At 43.1% G+C, this 11,344-nt stretch carries 8 protein-coding genes; all 8 read right to left on the reverse strand.

Going from position 1 to position 11,344, the window contains the following annotated elements; genetic code table 11:
* Positions 1-70: 70 nt before the first annotated feature.
* The gene (locus NST26_RS27705) at positions 71-1,150 is read right to left on the reverse strand and encodes a hypothetical protein (RefSeq protein ID WP_339251196.1); all 1,080 of its coding nucleotides are present in this window, start codon (positions 1,148-1,150) and stop codon (positions 71-73) included.
* 69 nt (positions 1,151-1,219) lie between these two features.
* The gene (locus NST26_RS27710) at positions 1,220-3,070 is read right to left on the reverse strand and encodes a hypothetical protein (RefSeq protein ID WP_340980327.1); all 1,851 of its coding nucleotides are present in this window, start codon (positions 3,068-3,070) and stop codon (positions 1,220-1,222) included.
* A gap of 15 nt (positions 3,071-3,085) precedes the next feature.
* A complete protein-coding gene (locus NST26_RS27715; RefSeq protein WP_340980328.1) occupies positions 3,086-3,499 on the reverse strand; it encodes a hypothetical protein in 414 nt (137 codons plus the stop codon).
* A 16-nt stretch (positions 3,500-3,515) separates the two neighbouring features.
* Positions 3,516-3,935 (reverse strand): hypothetical protein, encoded by a 420-nt coding sequence (locus tag NST26_RS27720; protein WP_339251202.1) that lies wholly within the window; start codon positions 3,933-3,935, stop codon positions 3,516-3,518.
* Positions 3,935-7,033, reverse strand: coding sequence for a M23 family metallopeptidase (locus NST26_RS27725; protein ID WP_340980329.1), 3,099 nt, complete (start codon positions 7,031-7,033; stop codon positions 3,935-3,937). Before NST26_RS27725 ends, NST26_RS27720 begins: the two co-directional genes overlap by 1 nt.
* Before the next feature lie 15 nt (positions 7,034-7,048).
* A complete protein-coding gene (locus NST26_RS27730; RefSeq protein ID WP_340980330.1) occupies positions 7,049-8,461 on the reverse strand; it encodes a hypothetical protein in 1,413 nt (470 codons plus the stop codon).
* Positions 8,462-8,513: 52 nt separating this feature from the next.
* On the reverse strand, positions 8,514-9,155 hold the full coding sequence (locus NST26_RS27735) for an S-layer homology domain-containing protein (RefSeq protein WP_340980332.1): 642 nt from the start codon (positions 9,153-9,155) through the stop codon (positions 8,514-8,516).
* Positions 9,156-9,166: 11 nt separating this feature from the next.
* Entirely contained in the window at positions 9,167-11,284 is a 2,118-nt protein-coding gene (locus NST26_RS27740) for a hypothetical protein (RefSeq protein WP_340980333.1), read from the reverse strand.
* Positions 11,285-11,344: the final 60 nt, after the last annotated feature.

The following is an 11,344-nucleotide window of genomic DNA, read 5'->3' on the forward strand; positions in this document are numbered from 1 at the left end:
AAAAAAGGGAATTTCAGAGGGCTGTCTGAAGTTCCCTTTAAGCTCTTATACGATTTATTGAGACAATTTTTTAGTATCGAACTTCCTTCAGGAAGGCAATCCCCATCTGGATGTTTGCCGACTTCTTCATGAAATGATTTTCGGTATTGTGGTCGAAGTACCTGTAAACTTCCTGCTTCCAAGTTTTCCCTTCGGTTCCATCAGGAATATCTACAATCAATTCATCCAAATGAAGGATATTATTTTTCGAAACAGCAATGCAATAATCAAGACTGCCCCGGTACCCATCGAATGGATGCACAATGTAGATTGGAGAAAGGTGGTACTTTTTCGTCCACGACGAAGCGTTGAAGCCTTGAGGTTCCAGCTTGATGCCTGTATCCCCTACCTGAGTGTCCACGAATGCCTTGCCAGGCGCAGGAGCCTGTGTAATGAAAGAAGCAAAGTGCTGCTGAAACTTGATTCCGGATTTTGTTTTGAACATTTGCAGTGTGTTGTTACCATAAGAGGTATAAGCTCCAAAGTTATAAGGTGCAGCAGGTACTGCAGACGGTTCCGGTGTGACTGAGCCACCGGTAACCATAATATTGCCGTCTACATCCTCCTCATTATATTTAAATGGCTTCAAGGCTCCAATATATACGAAGGATTTACGGTAGTCATCAAAGTTAACCGCCGGATCGCCGACAAGTACCATTGTTAAACGGTTATTCATTACGTTCATGTATAAGTACACTGGTTTATCATGAGTTCGGTCAGTAGTTGGTGTATAATCCTGTTTGGCCCACTCAATAGTGACCGGCTGGCCTGCCTCACCGAATGTGGCAGCACTACCAGTACCTGTTTTGTTAAATAGAGTCTGCACAACCATAGAGCTGTGCTTGGCCGATGTACCAAATCCGCTATTAGTGAATTTCACATAGAACTCCCGGGTTAGAGCATTGATCTTAGAAATTCCTTTTAAAGTAAGTTCTTTGATTTTTCCAGTAGCCACGTCCGAGGTTTCGGAATCAACCGTCCATGTGTTCGTAACTTCAGTCTCGCCAGAGGTTGCGTTGAAGGGGTATTTCACGCCAACTACCTGTGCTTTGATGGTATCGAGAAGCTCACGGGAAGTGGTGATCGTTTCAATATATCTAAAATTAGCCATGCGGGGGAGTCCTCCTTGTATGTGGGAAAATTAATTCGGGGTTGTACGAGTAAAAGGGGAGCCTTCCCCTTACTTTACCTCTTTTAAAATCGCAATAGAGCATTCATTAGGGTTTGCGGAAAATTTCAGAAAATTAATGGGTGAATTGACACTAAAGAATTTGTAGACCTCTGTCCATGTTCCTTTAGAGTGGTCTTTCGGGTCTTTCCATTCCTCTGTATCGACAATCAGCTCGTCCTTATTAATTAGGTTAAAATCATTAATTGCAACTACACCATCCATGTATCCGCGATACCCTTCGTACTGATGTACAAGGTACACAGGGCTGGCATGGTATCTTTTGGTCCAGACCGAAGCCTGAAAGAAGTTCTTAGTCTTATCAAGAATTAGCTTAGAGAGATCGGAAGGGATGCTGCCAACACCACTGTAGGAGGGCAGTTGTGTAATAAATGCGGGGTAATACGCTTGGTAGAGGACATTTGATTTGGTTCTAAACATGGACAAGGAATACATACCGTTAGAGGTGTTTCGGCCAAACTTGGCATACTCTGGATTCTGATCGACACGGATATCGGAGATTTGGAACCCTGTCTTCTCTTTTACCATATCCCCCATACCCACAGTTACACCAAAGTTCCCACCGTAATCCGTTTCATTAAATGGAATGATCCTTCCAATATAGCCAAAACTGCGGTAATATCCTTCAATATCCGGTGCAGGATCACCTTCAAGAACTAAGGTAACTCGGTTATTGTTCACAGAAACCCAGTAGTTTACATCATAGTCGGGACGCCTTTTCTTGTTAGCAAGCCATGTTACCGTACTGTCCGCCCCGAAGAAGAAATGCGCGGCGGGACTTGTAATTTGCGAAGTCCCATCGTAGTCATACAGCCAGGCGATATCCGCTGGAGTGAATTTACCTTCAGAAGAGTTGGGATCATTCCATCGTTGGTAGGCCAGGTGGGCCTCCACTTGGTTTTTTATGACTGGAACCTGATTGATTTTAACAGATGCGATGTCACAAGCCAGCTTATAAGTATCCGATGAACTGCCTGACGAAGGAATGACTTTAAACTCCTCGCCGTAGTACACATCGAAGTAATTAAATTGCTGTGCAGGCATTTTTAGCATTACATAATACGCTTTTGCAGTTTGCCCTTCAGGTGGCGCCTTTTCTGACTTCAGTACCACTGTTGTGTCTGAATAGTGGGTCTGATTTGCTTTATACGATAATTGGGTATAACTGAAGGATATACTAAACTGTGGAGATACACTTCCATAAACACTGTTGTAATAAGCTAGAATATATGTTGTTCCTCTTCCTAAGAAGTAATCGTAGTCTGATGGCATCTCACTAACAACGCGGAAGTTTGGCCATCTCTCATTTGCTACAAATTCAGAACCTACCATGTAACCTTGCTTTACAATGTAACACTTTTTCTTGGATTCTGTAGTTTCATCATCTACTGCCACTACTAAGGTACCTGCTACATCTTGAATAACTGGGAGGTGAGTGTCAGGGTCTGTATATGCCACTTTAGTTACAAGAATTCTTTTACCTGTTGCAATAGTTCCCGTAATGTTTCCAGAATTGTTCAAAACATATTTAATCTCCTTGACGTATCCGTCCGCATCCACCAATGAATTATTAGCAGGGGTGGTATCTTTTAAATTACTTAAATCACTCAGCTTATAGACGGGATAGATCTTTCCATTAGTATGTGTATATTGCCCTACTGTCTTGGTGGTAGTCACTGGTGTGTACGTAACCCACTTATCCTGAATAGAGCGGTGGGCCTCCGTCCACCCGTTTACTTCCCCATCAGGGAGTTCAGCCTGTACAATTTTACTAGAAAGCTCGAATACAATTTTGTCTGCATATGCGCTCCCTTCAATCCAGGCCACTTTGTTACTTGGCATTATTACGCTCCCTCCTTATTTTCGTAGGAACTTGATGTTGTACCACACCTGCTTGGCTGATCCGCTTAGATTGTGGTATTCAAATTTGATTTCAGCGTTTTCCGGGAGTGGATATACGATCCCGAAAGAATTGCCCATCGATACGCTTTCCGGAAGTTCCTTGGTGTAAACCGTTTCGCATATCTTGTCTCCATTTACAGTTAACTCCCAGAAATCTCCGATGCAATATTCACTAGCTGCAAAAGCTACGGACAGAAACTCCGTCGCATAAGGTAGTTTATAAGAATCCTCATAAACTTTAGCCACACTCGTCACATCCACCATTCTTCCGCGTACAAAGGGCCGGGTGAATTTACTGAAATGTGGATATGGAAGTTCACGGACTTTATCGATCATACCTCCTGCCGCGTGTGTAATCTGAAAAGACATTTTGCTTCACCCCCTCTTATATACGAGTTAAAGTTGTCCCAGTTAAGAGTCCGCTTTCCTCATCATAGTTTAGGCTAATGATCAGATTTTCTAGCGTTGCACCCGACGGGGTCTTACGGATCACGTTCACTGCGCCCAACCGCCAGACCGTGTAGTATTCCCAGTCAGGATGTTCCGAATCCACGTTAACGGGAACCCCAGTCATATCATCTCCACATCCAAAAGTCATATAAACATCAGTAATGTATCCTGATTCATAAAGCATGTGCGCACCAGTTACCTTCTCCACATCGAGAGGATGCTCTCTGCTCAAAAGAACTGAGGGTGTTCCTGCAAAGGGATCGATATCTGTTCTTTTTGTTGAAGCCTTTTTTGTTTCGGCCTTGATCAGATCCATAATAGGGTAAATCAAATAGTCATTTGCTACTCCGGCCACTACAGAATTGCCCCCTCTCCGCTTGACCAGGTTAAGTCGATGATTTGCAGGTAGCCATTCTCAACAGAGAACGACGATTTGATCCCTTTAATAGTATAGACACTTCTTGTGGTTGTATTGCGGTCAGAGATATATACTCTATCCAATACTTCGAGCGCAGGATTACCCGGAACAGAGATTTGAAGAGTCCGGCAAAGACATTTGATATCGAAGAAGAATCTTTCGGCTATCTTACGCTTCTCTGCCTCACTTTTAGCATATGGAACGTTAAGCACTGCAGTCCGAACCTCGCCTTTAAGCTCCATCAGAATTTCCGTATCCACAAAATGCATATACTTCCCTTCATCATCAAAAACTGCAAGATGACTCCGGCCCCGGCTCCAGTCAGTACTCTTTTCCAAAGACACCAGGTTTTCATATTCGGTAAACTGTCCTGCTATGGGCTTATTCATGTTAATCATTTCCAAGTGGTATGTGCCATATCGATCACAATAAGACCGGTAGTTAGTATCTTTGGTGATTTCCGAGATGGCCTCCCCTGCTTTACTCTGTAGGGCTTCAAATTCCTTACCGTACTCTTCTATATAAGGGTTAAGCCAGCCATTCGGGGTTAGAACAGCATCAATATCGACCTGTTCAAACTCACCTTCCTTATTAGGAATAGCACGAATAACTTTGCCAGAAGCTTGGCTGGTACTGATGAAATACGATTCTTCAATGACATAATCAGGATAATGTATATCATTAGGAGCTTGACGCCAGCCGGTCATTCCTGCTGAAACAATCAGATCTGTTACAACAGCAGATTTCAGCCACGCAGCCTTCAGATCGTCTGGTCCGGTACCTGTTGCTGCAGCAGTTGCAGATGTTGCCTGAGAATATGCAGGAATATCAGCAAATGGCGACGGATCTGCCACATAACTTTGATAAATCTTCCATACTGGATTTGGCCAATTGGTATCTTGCGACCATTGATAACTTCCTTTGTCCCCTCCCTGCCAGAAGTATTTCACGTCCTCTAGCGAATTAATCCGCCATCCCCGACTCTTAAGTGCCTCTGCGTATCGTTTAGCTCCGAAATAGAGTTGTTTGTTAATTCCTGCATATTGTGGTTGTTTAGCGGAACCACTGGGCACACCATAGCCCAATATATAACCTCCGCTGGTTTCTCTTCCCGCTCCTGACGTCCCCATATTTGTTTCATGCTTAGCAATAGCTAGCAAGAAGAGGTAATCTACAGAAGCCCCCTTGAAGTCTGGGTGCTTGGCATTAGACTTGGCTCTGGCTACAATCTCTTCAAACCTAGAACCTTTATATCCATCGCTTACACTACCTGCATCGACCACCTTCGTTTCTGTTTTTCCAGTGTTCAGTACACTCACCTTAGGATAGGCTTTATCCTCCAACAGTACATGATTCAACACTTTCTTATACATATCTCTGCATGTAATGGTCAACTGGTGGTCTTCACCCATGCCATCCACCTTATCAATAAGTCCTGTAAACACACGCATTAAGTTGTGGCCATATCCATAATAAATTCGCACCGGTGTATTCTCGGAAAGAACACCTACATGATAACCATTAATAAAATAGCTCCATGGAGATTGCTGATACATCTCGGGGAAGTGGAAGGGGTTATAGTCAGGGGAGTAGTATCCATCAGGGTTAGATATGATAATTCGAGCTTCATGAGACTCCATCCCAAGCTGATCATCGATATCAACAGAAATAATATTATCCAGAACCAAAGTATCCATATATACGAACTGCCCAACCTGCAAAGCATTCTGTTTTGTAACTTCATTGAATACAAGAGATTCAATTTCAGCGGTTTCATAATAACCTTTTTTCTGTGTAGGATCAGCTTCAGATAGCATATTAGTACCTTCCGCAGCATTCAATTCATGTATTTTTACATAATCAAGACCAAGTTTACAACTCTCCCCCCCATACCACAGAACCTCGATTTTTATCTTGTATGCTCCTACGGGAAAAGGAACATCTTCAATAGATTCTATTGCATTCCCATTATCGAACTTCTTAACCCTTACTTGTAACTGATCGTTAAAATAAATATTAAGTTCTAATCCTTCTGTAACATTGCAGAAATATCCCGCTTTGAGAAGGCAGTCCTTGGCAGATTGAAATTCGATATCAAATGAACATGAACGAGGTGCATTCACCTTCTTTGCTACAAAATTATAAATTAAAAAACTGTCATAGCTTGGCTTTTGCAACATCTGTATAGAGCCTAGGTTCAGAGCATCAGGACTAACATTCTTAATACCTGGTCCATTTATCCATTGCTTGTCCTTAAATTGTTGATTGAATACCTGCGCGCCTACAGCCCCTGTAACCTTTGCTCCATCTGTAATACCTCCACCTGTATTTGTCGAGGAGGTAAACATTTTGGCGTTACCTTCTAGATAAGGCTGTGGATCTTTATGATCATTATTCACTCTGATTTCAAAATGTAAATGAGCCCCCTTTCCTTTGGAGCGCTCTGAATTAGGATCTTCGAAATTCCCTGTTACATCCTTACCTCCAGACATAACATGTCCCGTGTTTCCAGCTAGTCCAATGATATCCCCTTGTTTGACTTCGTCCCCCACCTTGACCAAAATCTTACTGAGATGGGCGTAACGGGACATTACACCGTTGGTGTGCTGAACATCAATGTAATAACCATATCCTGTATAAGGTTTAGAATGGCTTGTTGCTGAGATGCGTCCAGACCAAACTGCAGCCACATTTTCCCCAACTGATGCTTTTATATCGATACCGGTATGCATCTTCCCCCCTCGTAAACCATATCTACTGGTAATATCATCTGGAGTAAATGTTCCCCTCGCTGGAATTGGAGGCACAATAGTTTGATAATTGACAAGTGTCTGCCCCTCAGACCCATTTTGAATAAACGTCTGCTGAACAGTAACATATTTTTGAGCCTCGCCAGTTACAAAGGATATTTCCTCCATTCTTCCAGGAATGAAGGCCATTCGGTCCACTTCTACCCTGCAAACGGGTTTAGCATATTCCCCTAACTTTAATCGATCAGCTAGAACCTTTTGCAATTCATGTGTCATATACTGCATCCTTATCCTCCATTCTCATTTGAATCGTTCAACACACCATTTCCTGAACCGATTGAGGAACGTTACAGCCTGGGCACGGTTTAGAAGTGTGGATGGCAGAAAATATGGAAGTTTGTGTCCTTCAGAAACTGCATCTATCGGAGTGTACATATTATCCACTACTGGATTCCCATCCATAAACCGGGAGAGTTCATATCCTTCTATCAGATAACTGCCATTCTGAAAGGTTTCCCCTTCCATTGATAGAACCGGTTCTGCCCACCAGGAGCCATTAGGTATTCGACCATCTACACTGATGGTCTCTTTGGTTTCATTGTTATATAAGGCAGTAAGTGTACCCACATCCAGAAATCTTGTAGATACCTTCTTTTCATAATAAAAATATAAGGTAGTGCCTGCTGACTGCGGATTCACAAAAGTAACGGTATGGTTGTCCGTCTCCAGATAGTTGACATCTTTTGTGAGCAGCACACCATTGCGTTTGACCTTCAGCACCCCCTGACCTGCCGGATACGTGCCATTCAGCCGGAAGCGTCGCTGCCCTTCCTCCGCATACATGTATTGATCCAGCCTGGCGGTTGGGGCATCAATATCACTAAATCGGCTATACAACGTCTTGCGCACTCTATCAATTAAAGTGAAAGCCTCTCCACGGGTGATGTATGCATTGGGGAAAAAGCGGTCATTACGCCAGGTCATCCCTGCTGTCGCCTTGAACTCACCGCCCTTTAACTGATGGTACCCATCTTTAAATACGACATAGTTAAATTTGCAGGTTACACCGTTCAGATTATAGGGAAGATAGATGCAGGCATTAGGAGCGGGCGATACCATATAAGAATCTGTTTTGTTTCCAAGATATTTCGCAACAAGCGCACTGGGTACACTTACTCCCCACAACTCCTCATCAATTATAATTCGCTTCAGGGGTCTTCCGAACGCATAGCAATATTCCTGATAACTTCTGTTGAATGGGTCCCATACGTAATCATCTCCATTATCTAGCACATGCTTCGGATGTCCAAATCCAGACCAACTTATAGGCTCCTCCGGACGGCCGAATCGATCTGTAAGAACTTTTCCCTGGCTTATAAATGATACAATTGCCCCTTTGCGCGGGGCACTGTAGAATTCAACCAGAGTCGTTGTAACGGAAGGATTACTAACTTTCTTATACACAGTCTGTACTCCATCTACATATATAAATAATGGATTCGCCGGTGTAGGTATGATTTTCTTTAAAAGAGTAAATTCCTTTTTTCCCTCCGAACCGCTCTGTTCTTCATACAGATAGGGAGCGTCAGACATAAACCTTCCATACGCAATCCCGGAAATCATAGGATCACCATCTTCTAAATAAATTCCCGACGCTTCCATAATCTCGTTATAAAACCAATCATTAGGGTTAACATCTACCCAAGCCCCCATCTTTGATCACCTCATATATAGTATAGAATGGGAAAGAGAATAGCCTTGCGGGCTACTCCCTCAATACCCGTTCAACGAAACGCCGGGTTCGATTTAAAAAGGAAACAAACTCTGCCCGAGTGATATAACCGTTCGGCCTGAAGTAAAGAACCGGAGTGCCGTCTGCATAGACTACCGTAACCAAACCTGCGTCAGCCATCTCCTCGATATCCGTTTCGGCCCAGTGACCTGCAGTATCCTGATATTCAAAACGGTGTTTCTGGTCATACTTATCTTTCTTAATCAGCACTAGCTCTACAACACACTTATATCCGCGGTTCTGGTCTAAATTACTGTCCAGCTCATTGTTTAACCATACAATTGTAGGGGTGATACTCTCCAGTGATCCTAAGTATAGAACCCCACGTTCATCATAGAATTTATGGGTCCATCCGCAGTAGGTAAGATAATTATTATAGGCCTCTTTATCCTTAAAAAGCAGATTGAGATGAACCTTATAGCTTGAAATACCCATCTGGTGAAAATGGCTAGGTGCATTTAAAATCTTTATTTCTTTAAGAGATAATTGCGGGCTTGGCGGAGCATAGGGTTCAATGATTTTAGCATCTACTTCTGTGAAACTTAGTCCTGATTCTACGAATAAACGCTTCTTATAGCGATCATTTACTGTTCCAAAAGGATACTGAGCAGGCATTGCCTCTCCTCCTATCTATGATTGTATTGCATCCCCGTCTTTACCTGCTGCGAGAGCTCTCGGGAGACATTGACGTTGGCATTTTTAACAATGCCTGCGACCTGATTGCCTACAGCCGCCCAATCCTGCTGCCCTTTAACATTCGCTTGAATAGTGATATTAACATCCCCAGAACCAAAGGATATCTGCTTGGCTGTCCCTTCACTGACCTTCGTTTCGTAATAACTCATGGCCTGTACACCTTCCGGAAGATTGAATGTAGATTTTCCTTGTAACAGGCTATTTTTAATGTCTACCAGATTATTCTTCTGCTGTACTTCCAGTTCCTTAATCTGCTCAAGTATCTTATTACGCTGAGTTTCATTATCTTTGTTTTGAACAAGCAACGCCTGTAGATTGCTAAGTGTAATGCCAATCCTTGAGTTTACATTGCTAGCCATCGCAGACTGAATTTGCTTGACACTATTCGAATCTTCTTTTGCACCTGACAGAATAGCATCACTTCTCTTCATACTCCAGTCTGCATTAGAAATCTTCAGGTCATGATTAAGCTGCTCCATAATGTCATTAAACTCACCGTCAGTGTCCATCTGATAGCTTTGAAGATTCAACGAAGATATCTGTCCTTTTATCTTTGCAATCTGAGCATCTATTTCGTTGTAAGAATCTGAACCTACAGTCAGCCTGTCACGTTTGGCGATTAAGCCCTCATCAATAATTTTTCCGTTCGCATTTTTTGTTCCATTTAAGATACCATCTAGCATTTCAATATTCTTCTTAAAATAAGTTTCGAATAAAGCCCTCATCTCAGCAGAATCTTCACGCACACCGGACATAACAAGTTTGGCGTAATTTTCATCATGAGCAGCCTGAATTTTAGTAGCTTCGTTTTGTTGGAGGTTCAGATTTCTGGACATTATAGTCTGAGCATCCTTGTATTCGATAAGCTGATTCTGATTTAAATTGCCTAAACTGTTCTGCTCGCTGTCTTCATTTGAATCAATTGCCTTTCCTGAATCCTTTGGTTTTTCCTCAAGCTTATCGGATTCCTTCTTAGAGTCTGCATTACCTTTAAGCTTTTGCTCCAGCGCTTTAGCAAGATCTCCGCCTTTTTTTCCACTAAAAGCTATTTTTAAAGCATCTGCATATTCTGTCCACTTTACCCCGGCGCCACCAAATATTTGATTAATGCCACCTCGAATACCACCATCTAGAACCATTTCACCTATACCAAACGCTTTTTGCAGAAAATTACCATCGCCTATAGCCTGAGCCTTTTTTTGGAGATCAACACGTCCACTCGCGTCCAGTTCTTTTCTTTCTTCGGGGCTCATACTGAGAGGGGCAACAACATCACTATAGAAGTCCATAGCGGTTTCAACAGTCGAAATCAAAGGGATTTTTTTAAGTCCGATCTTTAACCCTTTGCCCGTTGCTGAAGCAAGTTTCCCAAGCTTACCGGCTTTAGAAAATAGTTTCCCGGCTCCTTTGGTCAGACCTGCTAGCTTTGATGTAATTCCCCTCCTGCCGCCTCCAGCCCTCCTTCTTCTGCTTCTTCTACTACTTCTATCCGAGCCGCCGGAGCCTCTTCTTCTACCTCCATCATCACCCTCATCCGAGCCGCCGGAGCCTCTTCTTCTACCTCCATCATCACCCTCATCCGAGCCGCCGGAGCCTCTTCTGCCTCCGTCATCATCCTCATCCGAACCGCCGGAGCCTCTTCTTCTACCTCCATCATCATCCTCATCCGAACCGCCAGAGCCTCTTCTTCTACCTCCATCATCACCCTCATCCGAGCCGCCGGAGCCTCTTCTTCTTCCCCCGTCATCATCGTCCTTGTCATCATCCTCATCCTCGTACCAATCATCAGTGAAAAACTCTTGAATTTCCTTTGCAGTTTCATAGGCAGAATTCTCATCCTCGTCGTCGTCCTTGTCTTCCTCCTTATCTCCCTCTTTGCCCTTGTCCTTGTCTTTGTCCTCAGATGTTTGCTTGCTTTTGGTTTCAGCGCTCTTCTCATTGGCTATCTCTAAATTATTTAGTTGAGCCGCATTCTCTAACTGGACTAAAGCATCTATATATTTTTGAATATCACTTGTATCCTGGAATTCTTTATTAAGATTTACCATGTCATTAATGAACTGCTTAATACGTAGATCTGAATACCCTGTACTCGAACCAATACGTCT

It is taken from the genome of Paenibacillus sp. FSL R7-0128, assembly GCF_038002245.1.
Classification (GTDB): Bacteria; Bacillota; Bacilli; order Paenibacillales; family Paenibacillaceae; genus Paenibacillus_AQ; species Paenibacillus_AQ silagei.